At 67.8% G+C, this 17289-nt stretch carries 17 protein-coding genes; 8 read left to right on the top strand and 9 right to left on the bottom strand.

The window, feature by feature from the left end; all coding sequences use genetic code 11:
• Positions 1–5: 5 nt before the first annotated feature.
• From ABD210_RS31810 to ABD210_RS31825, 4 genes are all read left to right on the top strand, one after another.
• Positions 6–1109: an ABC transporter ATP-binding protein gene (locus tag ABD210_RS31810; protein WP_344116686.1), complete on the top strand. Its 1104-nt coding sequence runs from the start codon at positions 6–8 to the stop codon at positions 1107–1109.
• Positions 1106–2161 (top strand): ABC transporter ATP-binding protein, encoded by a 1056-nt coding sequence (locus ABD210_RS31815; protein ID WP_344116688.1) that lies wholly within the window; start codon positions 1106–1108, stop codon positions 2159–2161. Before ABD210_RS31810 ends, ABD210_RS31815 begins: the two co-directional genes overlap by 4 nt.
• Positions 2161–2364, top strand: coding sequence for a hypothetical protein (locus ABD210_RS31820; RefSeq protein WP_344116690.1), 204 nt, complete (start codon positions 2161–2163; stop codon positions 2362–2364). Before ABD210_RS31815 ends, ABD210_RS31820 begins: the two co-directional genes overlap by 1 nt.
• A gap of 66 nt (positions 2365–2430) precedes the next feature.
• On the top strand, positions 2431–4272 hold the full coding sequence (locus tag ABD210_RS31825) for an ABC transporter substrate-binding protein (RefSeq protein WP_344116692.1): 1842 nt from the start codon (positions 2431–2433) through the stop codon (positions 4270–4272).
• 35 nt (positions 4273–4307) lie between these two features.
• On the opposite strand, the gene ABD210_RS31830 is transcribed toward ABD210_RS31825, so the two are convergent.
• The 3 genes from ABD210_RS31830 to ABD210_RS31840 are packed head-to-tail and all read right to left on the bottom strand — an operon-like array spanning position 4308 to position 8979.
• Positions 4308–5033 (bottom strand): ABC transporter ATP-binding protein, encoded by a 726-nt coding sequence (locus tag ABD210_RS31830; protein WP_344116694.1) that lies wholly within the window; start codon positions 5031–5033, stop codon positions 4308–4310.
• A complete protein-coding gene (locus tag ABD210_RS31835) occupies positions 5030–5866 on the bottom strand; it encodes an ABC transporter ATP-binding protein (RefSeq protein ID WP_344116696.1) in 837 nt (278 codons plus the stop codon). The genes ABD210_RS31830 and ABD210_RS31835 overlap by 4 nt, the downstream gene beginning before the upstream one ends.
• A complete protein-coding gene (locus ABD210_RS31840) occupies positions 5863–8979 on the bottom strand; it encodes an FtsX-like permease family protein (RefSeq protein WP_344116698.1) in 3117 nt (1038 codons plus the stop codon). Before ABD210_RS31840 ends, ABD210_RS31835 begins: the two co-directional genes overlap by 4 nt.
• Positions 8980–9200: 221 nt before the next feature.
• On the opposite strand from ABD210_RS31840, the gene ABD210_RS31845 reads away from it, so the two are divergent.
• The 3 genes from ABD210_RS31845 to recO are packed head-to-tail and all read left to right on the top strand — an operon-like array spanning position 9201 to position 11902.
• Complete coding sequence (locus ABD210_RS31845) at positions 9201–10190, top strand: aldo/keto reductase (RefSeq protein WP_344116700.1); 990 nt, start codon at positions 9201–9203, stop codon at positions 10188–10190.
• Entirely contained in the window at positions 10187–11092 is a 906-nt protein-coding gene (locus tag ABD210_RS31850) for an SDR family oxidoreductase (RefSeq protein ID WP_344116702.1), read from the top strand. Before ABD210_RS31845 ends, ABD210_RS31850 begins: the two co-directional genes overlap by 4 nt.
• 45 nt (positions 11093–11137) lie before the next feature.
• Positions 11138–11902 (top strand): DNA repair protein RecO, encoded by a 765-nt coding sequence (gene recO, locus ABD210_RS31855; RefSeq protein WP_344116704.1) that lies wholly within the window; start codon positions 11138–11140, stop codon positions 11900–11902.
• Between the two features lie 3 nt (positions 11903–11905).
• On the opposite strand, the gene ABD210_RS31860 is transcribed toward recO, so the two are convergent.
• The 4 genes from ABD210_RS31860 to ABD210_RS31875 all read right to left on the bottom strand — a co-directional run bounded on the left by ABD210_RS31860 (position 11906) and on the right by ABD210_RS31875 (position 14230).
• Positions 11906–12430 (bottom strand): hypothetical protein, encoded by a 525-nt coding sequence (locus ABD210_RS31860; protein ID WP_344116706.1) that lies wholly within the window; start codon positions 12428–12430, stop codon positions 11906–11908.
• 473 nt (positions 12431–12903) lie between these two features.
• The gene (locus ABD210_RS31865) at positions 12904–13512 is read right to left on the bottom strand and encodes a hypothetical protein (protein ID WP_344116708.1); all 609 of its coding nucleotides are present in this window, start codon (positions 13510–13512) and stop codon (positions 12904–12906) included.
• A 98-nt stretch (positions 13513–13610) separates the two neighbouring features.
• Complete coding sequence (locus ABD210_RS31870; protein WP_344116709.1) at positions 13611–14033, bottom strand: PIN domain nuclease; 423 nt, start codon at positions 14031–14033, stop codon at positions 13611–13613.
• Positions 14021–14230 (bottom strand): type II toxin-antitoxin system VapB family antitoxin, encoded by a 210-nt coding sequence (locus ABD210_RS31875; RefSeq protein WP_344116711.1) that lies wholly within the window; start codon positions 14228–14230, stop codon positions 14021–14023. The genes ABD210_RS31870 and ABD210_RS31875 overlap by 13 nt, the downstream gene beginning before the upstream one ends.
• Before the next feature lie 167 nt (positions 14231–14397).
• On the opposite strand from ABD210_RS31875, the gene ABD210_RS31880 reads away from it, so the two are divergent.
• Positions 14398–15228, top strand: a complete 831-nt coding sequence (locus ABD210_RS31880; protein ID WP_344116713.1) for an isoprenyl transferase — start codon at positions 14398–14400, stop codon at positions 15226–15228.
• A 158-nt stretch (positions 15229–15386) separates the two neighbouring features.
• Here the strand turns inward: ABD210_RS31880 and ABD210_RS31885 are convergent, their stop codons facing one another.
• Positions 15387–16031, bottom strand: a complete 645-nt coding sequence (locus ABD210_RS31885) for a response regulator (protein WP_344116715.1) — start codon at positions 16029–16031, stop codon at positions 15387–15389.
• Positions 16028–17245: a sensor histidine kinase gene (locus ABD210_RS31890; protein WP_344116717.1), complete on the bottom strand. Its 1218-nt coding sequence runs from the start codon at positions 17243–17245 to the stop codon at positions 16028–16030. Before ABD210_RS31890 ends, ABD210_RS31885 begins: the two co-directional genes overlap by 4 nt.
• Between the last annotated feature and the right edge of the window lie 44 nt (positions 17246–17289).

The raw sequence follows: 17289 nt of genomic DNA on the forward strand, positions 1-17289 counted from the left end.
CCATGGTGACGACGACTTCTGCAGGCGCGGCTCGCGCCGTCCGTGGTGGCAAGGGCGAACCGCTGTTGTCCGTCCGCGACTTCGCCGTCGAGTACCGGACCGGAGCCGGCAGCACGGTGAAGGCCGTCCGCGGCGTCGACCTCGACCTCTACCCGGGCGAGAGCCTCGCCCTGGTGGGGGAGAGCGGCTGCGGCAAGACGACGTTGGGCCTGGGCCTGCTGCGCTTGCTCCCGAAGCTGGGCACGGCCACCGGCAAGGTGACCTTCAACCGCCAGGACGGCACTGTCATCGATGTGCTCGGGCTGGACAGTCGCGATCTGCGCAGGTTCCGCTGGCGGGATGCGGCGATGGTCTTCCAGGGCGCGATGAACGCTTTCAACCCGGTGCTGAAGATCCGCGGTCACATGCACGACACGATGCGCGCGCACACCAAGGCTTCGCGCTCGGAGATCGAGGAGCGGGCCGGGGAACTGCTGCGGCTGGTGCGGCTGGAGCCGGGCAGGGTGCTCGACAGCTACCCGCACGAACTGTCTGGTGGGATGCGTCAGCGGGTGCTGATCGCGATGAGTCTGCTGCTCGATCCGGAGATCCTCATCCTCGACGAGCCGACCACCGCGCTGGACATCCTCACCCAGCGGTCGATCGTCGACGTGCTGCACGAGGTCCGCGAGCGGCTCGGGTTCTCGATGATCTTCATCTCGCACGACCTCTCGCTGGCCGCCGAGCTCGCCGACCGCGTCGCCACCATGTATGCCGGGCGCATCGTCGAGACGGGTGGAGTTCGTGACCTGTTCTACCGCCCGCGGCATCCGTACACGCTCGGCCTGATCAATGCGGTGCCGCCGATCGTCGGCGAGCTGCCCGACCTCGAGTCGATTCCCGGCGGCCCGCCGAGCCTTGCCGACCTACCGCCCGGCTGCACCTTCAACCCCCGCTGCAAGTTCGCCACCGAGGAATGCCGAGAGACCGACCCGCCGCTGCTGCCGGTCACGGACCAGCCCGGCGACGCGCACGAAGTCGCGTGCATCCACTCCGACCAGGTTCACCTCGACCGCCCGAAACCGGCTGCCGACAGACCGGCTGCCGATGAATTGGGGACGGCATCATGACCACCACCGAGACTGTCTCGACGTCCCCAGCCGCGGCTGACAAGCCGCTGATGACGCTCGCGGGCGTCAGCCAGGTGTTCGACACCAAGGCCGGCCCGATCCGCGCGGTCGACGGCGTCAGTCTTTCCGTCAACCCCGGCGAGGTGCTCTGCCTGGTCGGCGAGAGCGGCTCCGGCAAGACCACAGCGGCCCGAATGGCGGCGGGCCTGGCGCGCCCGAGCGGCGGGCAGGTGGCCTTCGGCGGCAAGGACATCTGGTCGCTGAAGAAGAGCGAGTTCACCACCTTCCGCCGTAGCGTCCAGTACGTCCACCAGGATCCGTACGCCTCCCTCAACCCGACACGGACGATCCAGCAGATGCTCACCGCGCCGTTGCTCAAGCACGGCGTGGTCAAGGGAGCGAAGGCCGCCGCCGAGCGAGCCGCCGAGCTGCTGGCGAAGGTCGACCTGACGCCGCCCGAGGCCTACCTGCCGAAGTACCCACATCAGTTGTCGGGTGGTCAGCGGCAGCGGGCGGCCGTGGCGCGCGCCCTGACCCTGGACCCGAAGCTCATCATCGCGGACGAGTCGACCTCGATGCTCGACGTGTCGATCCGGATCAGCGTGCTGGCGATGCTCGGCAGGCTGCGCGACGAACTCGGCGTCGGCTTCCTCTTCATCACCCACGACCTGGCGATCGCGAAGTACTTCGGCTGGCACGGCAAGACCGCCGTCATGTACCTGGGCCGGATCGTCGAGTTCGGCCCGACCCGCCAGATCATCAACGCGCCGACGCATCCCTACACCCGGGCGCTGATCGACGCGATCCCCGAACCCGATCCCGACCTGACCAGGACCAAGGGCGCTGGATCGCTGCGCAGCTTGGAGATCCCGAGCCTGACGGACCTGCCGCGCGGGTGTACGTTCCATCCGCGCTGTGGCCTGTTCGAGCCCGGTCTGTGCGATGGCGCGGTGCCCGCGCTGCTCGAAGTACGGCCTGGTCAGTCGGCTGCGTGTCATGTGGTGGCCCGCGATGGCGCCCGCGCGGGTGGGCCGAATGAGTCGGTCGCCTGATGCCGCCCGCGGTCGGCCGGGTCGCCCTCGGCTGGGCGGCGTTCCTGGTGCTGGCCAGCGTGGTCCTGCTGCTCACCCTGACGCCGGGCACCCCCGAGTTCGTCATCACCCTGTTCACCTTGTGTATCGGCCTGTTCCTGGGCCTGATCGTCGTCGCCGCCGTCGTCCTGACGCGGCGCCGCGGGAAACGCGAGGACGTGTAGTCAGTTCTTCGACCCAGAAACCCTGACCACGCCCGGCGTGCGGTCAGGATCAGGAAAGGACATCGGATGAGTCCCACCGGCAACAACGAGTCCGGCGCGAGTGCTGAGACCAATGCTGTCTCCCGTCGGCACGTTCTCCAGCTGTTCGGCATCGCCGGGGTCGGCATCGCCGGCATCGGGACGCTCGAAGCATGCTCGCCGAGCACTCCCAAGAACGACAGCGGCGGCAAGTCCGGCAACAAGGAGTTCCACGGCGCGTATCCCTACCAGGTGCCGCCCAAGGGTCACTTGAACCTGGGGGCCGGTGTCCTCGATGGGCTGCAGCAACAGAGCCCGTACCTGGACCTGATCTATCCGAGCGCCGCCATGTACTACTGGTCGGACAAGAAGTGGGAATACCTGATGGCAGAGTCCAGCACCCTGGACGAGAAGACCAACACGTACACCCTCAAGCTGCGGTCCGGCCTGACCTGGAGCGACGGCACGCCGGTGACCAGCAAGGACGTCGTCTCCACCTTCAACCTGCACTGGCTGATGCGCCAGCAGTCGTGGACCTTCCTGTCCGACGTGAAGGCAGGCGACGCCAACACGGTGGTCTTCACCATCGGCACCCCCTCGACGGTGCTGGAGCGCTACATCCTGCGGGCGCCGATCCTGCCCGACGCGGTCTACGGTCAGTTCGCGACCAAGGCGGAAGCGCTGCGGAAGGCGAAGGCCAGCCTGGACGACGGGGAGGGCAAGAGCCTGAACGCCGACTTCCAGAAGCTCCGCCCGGAGAACCCCGTCGTTTCGGGCCCGTTCAACTACGACATGAAGACCATCACCAACGCGCAGATGACCTTGGTCAAGAACGACAAGGGCCTGATGGCCGACAAGATCGGCTTCACCAAGGTCGTCCTCTACAACGGGGAGACCTCGGACGTCACTGCGACCGTGATGAACAAGGACGTCGACTACGCCACCCACGGGTTCGCCGTCGCCAGCGAGAAGGGCTTCGAGTCCAACGGCTTCCGGATCCTGCGCCCACCGGTGTACTCCGGTCCGTCCCTGGTGTTCAACTACGGTTCGCACCCGGAGTTCGCCGACAAGCGCGTGCGACAGGCGATCGCGTACGTCATCGACCGGAACGAGAACGGCACCATCGCGCTCGGTGATTCGGGCAAGGCGGTCAAGTTCATGGCCGGGTTCTCCGACATCACGGTGCCGGACTGGATCTCAGAGGCCGACCAGGCCAAGTTGAACACCTACCAGAAGGACCTGAACAAGGCGACGTCGCTGCTGCAGGAAGCCGGCTGGAAGAACACCGGCGGCAAATGGATGACGCCGGCCGGCAAGCCCGCCAACTACGACATCAAGTTCCCGGCCGAGTTCGCGGACTGGAACCCGTCGGCGACCAACGCGGCGGACCAGTTGAACAAGTTCGGGTTCAACATCACCAAGCGCGGCATCACCTTCACCCAGCTCAACCCCGACGTCCTGGCCGGCAAGTTCGACCTGGCCATCCAGGGCTGGGGCGCGTCCAACCATCCGCACCCGTACTTCGCGTTCGTCCAGGACCTCTACACCTTCAACTACGTGATCGCGGCGAACTCCGGCGGCAAGGGCATGAACTTCCCGCTGAAGCAGGAACTCGCGTCGGGGCCGGTCGACCTCCAGGCCGTGGTGGAGAAGTCCGCCCAGGGGCTGAACCTCGACGAGCAGAAGAAGAACGTGACCACCGCCGCGATGGCCTACAACGAACTCCTGCCCGAGGTTCCGCTGTTCGAGCGGTACGGCAACAACCCTGCCCTCGAAGGCGTCCGCGTCGCCAAGTTCCCCGCCGACGACGACAAGATCCTGCTGAACGCCCCGTACGCCGACAACTTCGTCATCATGTACCTCTACCTGGGCAAGATCACCCCCGCCTGAGCGAAGGCCTCGCTGGTCGACACCTCACCTGAGAACTACAGCCGGCGTTCCCAGGTGAGGTGGCCTTCGTCCATGGTGGCGTGGCCGTCGGCGCCGGCGGCGACGTTGGGGTCGTGGGTGGCGATGATGACGGCGGCGCCGCGGTCGGCCTCGCGGCGGAGGAGGTTGAGGACGCGTTCTCGGTTGGTGCTGTCGAGTTCGCTGGTGGATTCGTCGGCAAGGATGACGCGGCCGTGCTGGGCGATACCGCGCGCGACGGCGACGCGTTGTTGTTCACCGCCGGACAGTTCCTCGACCAGATGGTCGCCGCTGTCCTCGAGCCCGACGTCGGCGAGGGCTTTCGCGATGGTCCGGTCCACGGTGTCGAGGGCGTGGCTCCGCTCGTCCTCCCGCTCGTACTCGGGCTCGTCGCCGGAGCCGCCGCGACGCCGGTTCAGTACGCCGATGAGCGCGCGATCGGCCAGCAGTGGCATCGAGAGGTTCTCGCGGGCCGTGAGCACGCGCGCAAGACCGTTGCCCTGAGGAATGAGTACGACGCGGTGCGCGGCGGCACCCGGCCGGTCGGTGATCGTCAGGCCGTCCACCTCGACGGTGCCGGACCTCGCCGCGACCGCGCCGGCGATTGCCCAGAGCAACGAGCTCTTCCCGGCGCCGGACGGCCCGCTGACCGCGAGGACACACCCGGGCGGTACTCGGAGCGACACGTCCGCCACGGCGACCAGTTCGTCGTACGCGACGGTGAGGTTGGTGACCGTGATCATGCCTGACCTTCCTGCCCGACCGGGGTGAGGCGGACGTTCCCGTCCTCGGTGGTGACGCGCAGCAGGGTGCCGGGTGGGAGCAGTTCGGCCACATGCGGTGGTAGCGGCAGCGACCCATCCGTGGCGACGACGGCGAACTCTTCGCCGGAACGGCCCTCGGAGGCGATCCGGCCGTCGCGGATGGTGATGGTGCGGGGGAGGACGGCCGCGACCTCGGGGTCGTGGGTGATCAGCAGCACGGTCATGCCGGTGGTTGCGTTGATCGTGGAGATCGCCGCGAGGACCTCGTCGCGGGCGTGGTGATCGAGCTGGCTGGTCGGCTCGTCGGCGAGCAGCAGCCCGGGGAAGGTGGCGATCCCCACAGCGACCGCGCAGAGCTGGATCTGCCCGGGCGTGAGGGACGCGAGTGGCGCATGAGCTTTGTTGCTCAGGCCAACGAGTTCGAGGACTTCCAGAGGCGTCGGCAACGTCCGGCCGCGGGGAGCGGCGCCCTGGGCGTAGCGGATGTTGTCCTCAGGCGTCAGATAAGGAACGAGGTTGCGCCCTGCGCCTTGGAGCACGATGCCGACATCGCCTGCGCGCATCCGGTCGAGCTCCGCCTCGGTCATCGTCGCCACGTTGTGCTCGCCGATCTGCAACCGCCCCGCGCTCGGCGTCAGCAGCCCACCACACAGCTGCAGCAACGTCGACTTCCCGGCACCCGACGGTCCTAGCAGGCCGACGAGCTCGCCCGGGCGGACGTTGATGCCGATGCCGGACAGGGCGGCGACGTCGTGACCCTGGCTGCGGTAGATGTGCACCAAGCCGCTGGTGCTGATCGCGAGCCCACTCATGACAGCTCCTCCCGGATCCGGCTGTAGCCGGCGCGCCGATTGACGCCGGTGCCGAGCAGCATGGTGGTCGTGGTCAGTACTGCGGTTCCGATCAGCCAGAGCGCCAGTGCGACGACCCAATTCGTCTGCAGGTCGAGCGGGATCGGCGAGGCCTCCAATGTTTCGGCGAACAGCGGTATCAACGGCAGCGCGATCTGCGCACCCACGATGCCGCAGATGGTTCCGAGCAACGCCGCGAGCGCGACCGGCCCGGTCTGCTCCCAGCGTGCTGCTCGCCCTGTGGTGTTGGCCGGTACGCCGGTGATGCGCAGGCTGGCGTAGTCCTGGGCCCGGGACCGCCACGAGGTGACCACCATGAGCAGGAGCACGATGATCGCCAGGGACCAGCCGGCGATCCCGACGACCGGGGTCAGCTGCAACGCCAGTGCACTCGCCGAGCGGCCGTAACCGTCGATCCGGTCCTGCCTGCGGTCGACCAGAGTCGCCGAGAGCCCAGCCTTGCCGAGTTCCTCGACGAGCTTCGCGGAGTTCGCCAGCCCGTCGGCGTTGAGCCAGATCTCGAACGCGGTCGCCCCCTCGTCCACGGAACCACCCAACCGCCGTACTGTCTCCAGATCGAGCACGGCCGTGTGGTCGGAGTACCGGTTGATCGGGCCCTGCGGTGCGTCGATCTGCTCGATCGGTAGTGCGAGTCCGTCGATCCCCGGCACGGTGGTCGTGTCGTTGACCGCGAAACCGGGCGCGACGAGCGCGGGTGCGATGGTCGGCACCGAGGCGTGCTGCAGATCCTGGTCGTTGCCGGTGTTGGTGAGCTCGAGCGTCAGCCCATCGGCCCGTCCGTCCTTGGCTGCGATCGATCCGGTGACGGCGCCGGTCTGCTTCACTGGCTTCCAGTCCTCTGCCCGGCCGAGCGGGATCGACGGCTTGTCGTCCGAGGCGAGCTTGCTGATCACGACATCACCCTGGAACCCGGAGGAGTCGTTCAGGTCACGGGCGACGCCGAGCCGGACCAGCCGGCACCCGAACGGGCAGTTGACCTGGGCACTGAGCTCGAACGTCCTGCCGGGCACCAGCGGCATCGGTGGGAACCTGACCAGGAACCGTGCTCCGCCGCGCAGGCTGACGACGTTCGCCGTCAGGATGACGGACCGGGCGGGCGGCTGCGGCGGCGGTAGTTCGCCGTTGACGGTCGGCGGGAGCACGGGCTTCATCGGCCCCGGTGTCGCGGTGATCTCGAGGTTGTGACTGCGAAGCTCGACGGGAGCCAGATTGCCGGGGGCCTTGAGTGCCTCGAAGCCTGCCGAGTTGGTGAGCTCGTCACCGCGGAAGGCGATCCGCCGGAAGCTGTCCGGCTCGATCATCATCGTCTTCAACGCGTCCGGCGACGGCGGTCTGACCAGCACCACCGGAGTGAGCCATTGCCGGTCCGCGTCGACCTTGTCGACCGCCGCGGTGAAAACCCCCAGGTCGGTGGAGGTCATCGAGAGCACGCCGTCGGCCCCGGTCTCGTACCCGGCGCGCAGCTGACGGTTGTCGCCGGCAACGGACGCGGCCTGACCCGCGAAGGATGCCAAGGCCGTCGCCACAGCGACAACAGCGACGATTCGCGTCACCGCCGGGCGACGGGAGACCTGCAAGGCGCCCAGCGCCAGGCCCAAACGCCCCCGGCGGAGCGCCCGGCGGCTGACCAGTCCCGCTGCCGGTAGCAGCAGATGAGCAAAGGTCAGGCCGACTGCCAGTGCCAGCAGCGTGGGCGTGAGCACAGGCAGCGGGCCACGACCGCCGCCCGTCAATGCGGCGACCAGGCCGGCCGACGCCAGCACGATGATGATCAGGTCGATCACGCCGAGAGCCCGGCCGCGGCGCCGCGGCACCACCCGCCGCAACAGCGTCGAGATCGGCTGCTGTACGACGGCCCGTACCGACCAGGTCACGACGGCGACTCCTGCGACAACAGCCAGTGCGATGGCGGCAGGCACGGTCCACGGCAACTCGAGCGGCGCCCCGTCGTTCAGCCAGGTAGCTCTCACGACCAGCAGCAGCCCGAACCCGCTGACGATGCCCGCGAGCATCCCGGTCAGCACAGGCGCGCCGAGCTCGACCGCTAACGCCCGTCCCGTACGCCGTGCGCTGGATCCGCGCAGGCGGGCCACCGCGAGCTCGGGGCGTCGCTGGTCTACCACGGCGGCCAGCGCGAGCGCCAGGACGACCACGCCGAACAGGGCGACCTGCACCATCACCAGCGGGATGATCGTGGTCGCCTGCTTGCGTTCGGCCTGGATCCGGTCGATCACCCCGATCAGGCCCGAGCTGTTGCGGGCGTTCAGCTCGAGCTCCGCGGCATTGCCGTCGACCCTCGTGGTCGCGTCCTCGATGCGCTGCAGGTCGTCAGCCCGCGCGACTCCGGACATCGGCCGGGTGTCGAGCGTGGAGCGCTGACCCCAGATGCCCTTGGTGAACGTGGTGCGATCGGTCAGCAGGAAGTCGCCGGACGCCTCGTTCGGATACTCCGCCGGGTGCGAGTGTCCTACTGGCCCGCGCCCGAACCAGTAGTCCGCCGGCTGATCGACGGGCCGGTAGATCCCGACCACGGTCAGGTTGCCCCCGCCGGTGTAGCCCGTCGGTTTGGCCTGGAGCGTCGCGCCGATCTTCGCGGTGAAGTTCGCCTTGTCAGCGGTGGACGCGACCACTTCATCAGCGCTGCGCGGGCAACGACCCTCGGTGAGTACGAGCTGGGCGCAGTAGCCGTCTCGCCAGACCAACTTCGCCACCATCTTGACGTCCTTGTCATCCGTCGGCAGCTTCCACTGGACGTCCGTGGTCAGCCCGTAGACAGGAGGCGTGAAGAGCGGTTTCAGGTCGTCCGGGAGGAGTTGGGTCAGTTCCTCCGGCTGTTTGGCTGCCGTGGGGCCGCTGAACGTGCTGGGTGGAGCTGCCTCCAGCTGCCAGGCCGTGGACAGTCGCTGGCTCGCGAGTGTCTCGGTGGTCACGGTCTGCTCGACCGCTCGGGCGAACCACGGTGCGAAGACGGCACAGGTCCCGATCAGGAGGCTGACCCCGGCTAGAACCAGCGCCTGGGCATACCGGTAACGCAATGCCCGCCGCAGAAACATTCCGGCCCCCCAGACCCCGCCGCTTATCTGACTCGCTGAATTTACGAAGCGTGCGGTCCAAAGTCTGCCGCTGACCTGGCAACGATGCTCAGTTGTTGTACGAACCGTCGCACCTTTGTCCCTCGATGCAAGCGTTGCTGCTGAATGCGATCAGGACGACTACTGAGCGTGGTGTCCAGCCCCGACGCCGAGCGGCGGCGCCGCGGCGGTAGGTTCGGGTTATGCGTGAATCCCAGCTCGGAGAACTGACCGTTTCCAGCCTCGGCCTCGGCTGCATGGGGATGTCCCAGTCCTACGGTGTCCAGGGCGACGACGCCGAATCGATCGCCACCGTGCACGCCGCCATCGACGGGGGCTGCACCTTCATCGACACCGCCGACGTGTACGGCGACGGCGCGAACGAGGAACTCGTCGGCCGGGCCCTCGCGGGCCGGCGGGACGAGGTGGTGCTGGCGACCAAGTTCGGCTTCAAGCGGCGGCAGGCCGGCGATGCGATGCCGAACGTAGTGGACGGCAGCCCGGAGTACGCGCGGACCGCCATCGATGCCTCGCTGCGGCGGCTCGGCGTGGACCACGTCGATCTCTGGTATCTGCACCGGCGCGACCCCCAGGTGCCGATCGAGGAGTCGGTCGGCGCGATGGCCGAGGCCGTTGAGGCCGGCAAGGTCCGCTACCTCGGGCTGTCGGAGGTGTCGGGCGACACGGTCCGCGCGGCGCACGCGGTGCACCCGATCAGCGCCGTACAGAGCGAGTGGTCCCTGTGGACCCGCGACCCGGAGACCGGGGTGCTGCCGACGCTGCGGGAGCTCGGGATCGGGTTCGTGCCGTTCAGCCCGCTGGGCCGCGGTTTCCTGACCGGGCAGATCACCTCGCCGGACGACTTCGAGGCCGACGACATGCGGCGGGAGATGCCGCGGTTCACCGGTGAGAACTTCCAGCGCAACCTCGATCTGGTCGAGCAGGTCCGATCGATGGCGGCGGACAAGGGCGTCACCGCAGGGCAGCTGGCGCTGGCGTGGTTGCTTGCTCAGGGCAATGACGTTGCGCCGATCCCGGGGACGAAGCGCCGCAAGTACCTGGCGGAGAACCTCGGTGCGGTGGACGTCTCGCTGTCGGCGGAGGACCTTGCCGCACTGGACGAGGCATTCCCGCCCGACGCGGTGGCGGGGGACCGGTACAACCCCGGTGCCATGAAGATGGTCGACCAATGAGCTGGATGGAAGACACCGGCCCGGCTGACGTCGAGGTGGTCGTGACCGAACAGCCTGACTCGCGGATCGCCGTGACCGGATCCACGGGTCAGGTGGGCGGACGAGTCGCGCGGCTGCTGGCGGAGTCCGAGGTGCCGCTGCGGTTGCTCGTGCGGGATCCGGCCCGCGCCCCGCAACTGCCGGACGCCGAGGTCGCCCAGGCGGCGTACGGGGAGAAGGCTTCTCTGCTGAACGCCCTGGACGGGGTGGACACGCTGCTGCTGGTCAGTGCCTCCGAATCGGCCGATCGCGTTTCGTTGCACAAGGCAACGGTTGATGCCGCGGTCGCGGCCGGCGTACGGCGGATCGTGTACACGTCGTTCGTCGGGGCGGCGCCGGGTGCGACCTTCACCTTCGCGCGGGACCACTGGCACACGGAGGAGCACATCCGGGCGAGCGGCGTCGAGTACACCTTCCTGCGGGACAACATCTACCTGGACTTCATCCCAAACATGGTCGGTGAGGACGGCGTGATCCGCGGACCTGCCGGGGACGGGCGCGTTGCCGCCGTGGCCCGCGACGACGTTGCCGACGTGGCTGCTCGAGTGCTGGTGGAGTCGTCGCACTCGGGAATGACGTACGACCTGACCGGGCCGTCCGCGTTCACCCTGGCCGAGGCGGCCGCGGAATTGAGCTCTGCGTGGGGACGGCCCGTGCGGTACCAGGCGGAGACGCTGGACGAGGCATACCGTTCGCGCGAGTCTTTCGGCGCTCCCGCGTGGGAGGTGGCGGGCTGGGTGACGACGTACGCCGCGATCGCCAGCGGGGAACTCAGCGACGTGAGCAGTGCCGTCGAGGACATCACCGGGCATCCGCCGATCGGGTTGTCGGAATACCTTTCCCGGTCCCTCACTGAGGCCTGAGCTCGGTCGGCCTGGCTTTCGCAGCCGTGATGAGAGACTGGGCGGGTGCCGCTCTACCGTGACGAAGCGATCGTGCTCCGCACCCAGAAACTGGGTGAGGCCGATCGGATCGCCACGCTCCTGACCCGCACCCACGGCAAGATCCGGGCGGTCGCCAAGGGTGTCCGCCGGACCTCCTCGCGGTTCGGGGCCAGGCTCGAGCCGTTCAGCCACGTCGACCTGCAACTCGCGACCGGCCGGACCCTCGACGTGGTCACCCAGGCCGTGTCGATCTCGGCGTACGGCGAAGGCATCGTCGGCGACTACGCCCGCTACACGACCGGAACCGTGCTCCTCGAAACCGCGGACCGCCTCGTCGTCGAGGAGAAGGAACCCGCGACCCAGCAGCACCTCCTGCTGGCCGGAGCCCTCCGCGTCCTGTCCACCGGCGAACGCGAACCGGGCCTCGTCCTCGACTCGTTCCTGCTCCGCTCGCTGGCGATCTCCGGCTACGCCCCTTCGTTCGGCGACTGCGCCAAGTGCGGCGAAGAAGGCCCGCACCGAGCCTTCAGCCCCGCCGCCGGCGGCATGCTCTGCTCGTCCTGCCGCCCCCCGGCCGCAGCAATGCCGGCCCCCGCCACCGTCACCCTGCTAGCCGCGCTCCTCACCGGCGACTGGCCAATCGCCGAACAAGCCGACCCCCGAACCCGCCGCGAAGCCAACACCCTCGTAGCCGCCTTCGTAACCTGGCACCTGGACCGCCAACTCCGCTCCCTCCCTCACCTGGACCTGACCATCAGCACTCCTCGCGCGGGCTCGGTGGACCACTGACCATCAGCACCCCCCGCGCGGACTCGGCGGACTACTGACCTGGCCGCCGGCTGGATCCACCAGGACGGGGACCGCTTCGCCGATCTGGAGCTGGGTGGCGGCCTGTTGGGTCATCGAGATCTGGCCGGTGTCGCCGAGCGTGCTCTGCCAGGTGATATCCCACCGGGTGGTCGCGCCGACCTTGTACTTGCAATCCGCCTGCGCCCGCGAGGTTTTGCGGTACAGATGACCACAATCCGGTGACGCCTTGATCCCATAGGACTTGCTGTACGGCGTACCGGCGCCGTCGCAGCGGACTGTCTTCCCATCACCCATGTTCCAGTCCACCGCCTTCACCTTGGCCGTAGCCGTCACCGTCAACCCCGGCACACTCGCCTGCCTGACGATCGGCCCCCAGGTGTTCTCCGACTGCTCCACCCACAACCACACCGGCATATTCACCAGCCCCACCTGCCCCGCCGCCGGCGCACTCCGCACCACCGGCGGCGCCAGCTGCATAGCCGCCACCGCCCGATACGCCAACGTCACCGGATCCACCACCACCGTGTCTGGCTCCCCAGGCAACCAAACCCACCGAGTCACCAAATGCCGCCCCTGATCAAACCCCTGCTCCCGAACACACGCCCAGATGGAGCCGTCGGTGTGGCCACCCCACCGAACATCCGAGAACGGGGGCTGAGGACTTTCCCTCTGCAAATAGCACTGCTGACTGTTCGACCAATTTCCAAGCTTGGAGCTGCAGGCTTGCGCGGCGCCTCCGTGCTGACATACAGGCTTCGCCTTATTACCGCCTTTGTCACCGACCTGCTGGTCGCCTGACCCATCACCGCCAATTGCGCTGCGCAGGACCCAGGTGCAGTCGCCGACCGCTCCGAAGCATGCCCACACATAGTTGGGTCCAGGTTTTGGAGGCCTGCTCTCGGCGTGTGCGGAGCCTGACATCACGGTCGTGGCGCCGATTATCAGTACAGCTATGAGCAGGACCCGCTGCGTTCCCAGGCTCAGCATGTTCCCGCTGCCTTATCAGCGACCAAGAACCACATCTTCGCTCCGCCTTCTGCAGGCGGAGCGAAGACTAGTTGTGACGAGAATTTGTGACGTTTACCGTTCCCGGGCCCCATCGGAACGGGCTGATGGTCCTTCTGAAATCGGGACACCACGCCGGAGGTGTCGATGCAGTTTGTGAGTCTCACCTCGGGCTGCTCAATGCCGAGCTTGACCGACGTCACCTGTGTCGATGACACCTTGACAGTCCCGCTGCGGTACCAGCCGTACCTCTCTAGATTCATCGCATCCCCAATGACCGCGATGATCCACTCGCCGCCGTTCCCGGACTTCTGCAAGGCGTTCCGATCAAGCTTGGCCGGTTCCGCAAATGCTTTGTCAACGGCGGCCCTCGCAGCGAGATAGCGAGCTTTGGCGGAGGTGATGGCGGCCTGTTCCTCTTCGGTCCAGGTTGGCGTCGAGGGGGATGGCGTTGGTGTCGTGGTCGGGGAGGCAGTGGGCGGCGGGGTGGTGTTGGGCCGGCCGGCTTCGGGGGAGCCGTTGCAGGCCGTCAGCGTCAGAGTGGCGCAGAGGGCGGCGGCTGCGAGCAGCGGTCGGCGGATCATTGCAGAACGGCTCCGTTCGGTGGGTGTTGCAGACGGTATAAGGCTGCCATACGGAGGGTTCCCGCCTGAGGGTTATCCACAGGCAGCAGGAGCGTGCGCTACCCGAGGGACGCGCGGGGGACTACCCACTGGGTTGGCTGGCCCGTTAGTTCTGCGAGCAGGTCGAAGTCTGCGTCGTAGTGGAGGACGGTGACTTTGTGGCGCTCCGCGACGGCTGCGATCACGAGGTCTGGCAGGGAGACGGCGCGATGCTTGCCGAGGGCAGTCAGTTGGCGCTGGACCTCGATTGCCCGCTCGAAGTCCTCGTCGATGGTCAGCAGCCATTCGTGTGCCGCGAGGCCGGACCGGATGCGGTCGTGTTCCGCGGAGTTCCGCGCGCTGTAGAGCATCTCCAGCGTGACCATCCCGGTGGTTGCCGTGAGGCCGGCCTTCACCAGTTGGAGGAGGACAGATGCGACCTCTGGACGAGCCAGTCGGGCGAGGGCACTCTTGTCGACCAGGTAGGTGGCTAGTGGCGCCATGCGCCCTTCATCACTTCCGGGTCCAGCAGGTCGTCGAATCCGCCGGCGCGGGCGAAGGCGATCAGGTCCTCGGTGGCCGCGATCCGGGCCACTCGGGCCAGAGCCGCGTTGACGGTGTCTTTCTTCGTGGTGGTGCCGAGGGCTTCGGCGGCTTTGGCCAGGAGGGTGTCGTCGATGTCGATGAGGGTCTTGGTCATCGTCGCGCCTCCGTATATATGAAGTACGGTCAACTGTATATCTCCCTCATCCGGTGCGGAACCATGAACGAGGAATCCTGGCAGGTTTCGGCGGGGCGCGTCGGAGGGGCTGTGGATAAGGGGACCAGCCGCCGGATCGGCAAGGCGGATGGGAGAGGATCTGGGGTATGTCGCCTCTGTCTCGTCGTCGTGGTCGGGTGGAAAGTCGTCGGCGGGGGCCTGTGCTGCAGCCTGAGCCGCATCCGTCGGGGGCTCGGCCGCCGGCGATTCCGGCGGAGCTGGTGCCGCGGCATGTGGCGATCGTGATGGACGGGAACGGGCGGTGGGCGAAGGCCCGGAACCTGCCCCGGACCGAGGGGCACAAGATGGGCGAGGCCTCGCTGCTGGACGTGATCAAGGGCGGCATCGAGATCGGCGTGAAGTACATCTCGGCGTACGCGTTCTCGACGGAGAACTGGGCCCGGTCGCCGGAGGAGGTCCGGTTCCTGATGGGGTTCAACCGCGACGTGATCCATCGGCGGCGGGACGAGCTGGACGCGATGGGAGTCCGCGTCGTGTGGTCGGGGCGCCGGCCGCGGCTGTGGAAGAGCGTGATCTCCGAGCTCGAGAACGCCCAGGAGCGGACCAAGGACAACGACACGATCACGCTGCAGTTCTGCGTGAACTACGGCGGGCAGGCGGAGATCGTCGACGCGATGAAGTCGATCGCCGCGGAGGTTGCCGCGGGCAAGCTGAGCCCGGACCGGATCACCGAGAAGACGATCGCGCGGCATCTGTACGCGCCGGACATCCCCGAGGTCGACCTGTTCGTGCGGTCGTCGGGGGAGCAGCGCACGTCCAACTTCCTGGTCTGGCAGCTCGCCTACGCCGAGATGGTCTTCCTCGACACGCTCTGGCCGGACTTCGACCGCCGCGACCTGTGGCGCGCGATCGAGCTCTACGCCCAACGCGACCGCCGCTACGGCGGCGCAATCCCCAACGCCGTCGAGACCCCCTGACCGCGTACGACGTCCGCGTGACTCACGCGTCGAGTGTGAGGAGTCTGCGCGCGAGGGTAAGAAGCGTGTCGTCTGTAAACGTTTACAGACGACACGGTCCGCACAGTCGACTCACGAGGCGTGGGCCCAGGACCAGGGCCAGGACCAGGACCAGGGCCTCAGCGGCGGGGGGAGGGGAGTAGGCCTCGTTCGATGGCGACGGTGACGGCGCGGGTGCGGTCGTCGACGTCCAGTTTGGTGAAGAGCCGTTGGAGGTGGGTCTTGACGGTCGCTTCGCCGATGAAGAGTTCGCGGCCGATCTCCGCGTTGCTCAATCCACGGGCCACGGCGGCCAGCACCTCCAGTTCGCGAGGCGACGGCTGGACCGCGGCGGGGGCGGCCGGAGTACGGAGGCGGGACATCAGGCGGGCAGCGACTGGTGGTGCGAGGACTGTTTCGCCACGGGAGGCCGCGCGGATACCGTCCAACAACTCGGCGTGCGGGGTGTCCTTCAGCAGATAACCTGTCGCGCCGGCTTCGACCGCGTGCAGGATGTCGGTGTCCGTGTCGTACGTGGTCAGCACCAGCACCTTGGTCGCGGGATACCCCGACACGATCGCGCCGGTCGCGGACACCCCGTCACGGCGCGGCATCCGCAGGTCCATCAGTACTACGTCCGGCCGGGTCGACTCCACCAGCGCAAGGGCTTCCTCGCCGTCGCCGGCCTCGCCGACCACCTCGATGTCGTCGGTCACCGCGAGCATGCCGATCAGCCCGGACCGAACCACCGGGTGATCGTCGACCACCAGCACCCTTACGCTCACGAATCCTCCTGTCCAGTCGCTGGAATCAAGACCTGTACCCGGGTACCACGGCCCGGCGCACTCTCGACCTGCACCGTCCCGCCCGACTCCTCCACCCGCCCGCGCATCGCGGCCAGCCCGAAACCACCGGCAGGCGCCTCGGGCTCGAACCCCGTCCCGTCGTCGCGGATCTCGATCTCTACGCCATCCGCCGACATCCCGAGCCTGATGAGCACCGACGTCGCGCCCGCGTGTTTGCGTACGTTGGCCAGCGACTCCTGTGCGGCCCGCAACAACACCACCTGCTGACCTTGCGGCAACGCGGCGACCTCGTCGTCCGGCAGGTCGAGCGACACCTGTACGTCGACTCCCGTCTCCGCGGCGAATCGCTCAGCCTGCCGACGCAGTACCTCGGTCAAAGGTGCCTCGGACAACGCGACCGGCGTGAACGCGGCAACCAGCGCACGAGCCTCGGCCAGGTTCTCCCGAGCCGTGTCCTCGATCGCGGCGAGCCGGGCAGCGGCCGGTTCCGCAGCACCCCGGGAAAGCTCGACGGCTGCGGTCTGCGCGAGCATCACGATGCTGGTCATCCCTTGCGCCAGGGTGTCGTGGATCTCGCGGGCCATCCGCTCGCGTTCGGCCATCACTCCGGCGGAGTGATGGGCCTCGGCCAGTTGGTCGCGAGCCGCCTCGAGCTCTTCGATCAGCTCGGCGCGTTGCTGGCTCTGGCTGATCACTTTGTCGATCCAGATCCCCAGCAGCAGGCTCACCGCCAAGCTGATCAGCATCCACGGCAAGATGTCCCAGAAAGCACTCGTCGTCCAGCCCGCCGACCAGAGCTGGGCCGTTCCGACCGCGAAGAGCAGCAGCAGGCTGAGCGGTACGGCGTCGCGCGTCCGCTGGCTCAGCAACCAGATCTGCGGCGAGACGATGAACAAGATGAACACGGACTGCGGATAGATCGCGACGGCCCCGGCGACGCAGACGATCATCAGCAGGCGGTACACGTGAGCCCCCAGCCGCCGGTTGGAGGTCATCGCCGGGATGGCGATGAACTGGTATGCCAGCGCCAGCACAGCCAGTAGGCCCAGGAAGGTCATCCGCCGCCGCGCGCTGAGATCGGCGGTCAGAGAGGCGATCGCGGTGACGCCGACCAGCACGTAGAACACCACATGCCAGCCGATGAGGGTGCGAACCCAGACCGGCTGCTCGATCCGTGCGCTGGGGAACTCCATGCGCACCATCTTCCTCCAGAGCCGTCGGCGGTCGCTCATCGCGC

The organism is Kribbella alba, from assembly GCF_039529635.1.
GTDB classification, from domain to species: Bacteria; Actinomycetota; Actinomycetes; order Propionibacteriales; family Kribbellaceae; genus Kribbella; species Kribbella alba.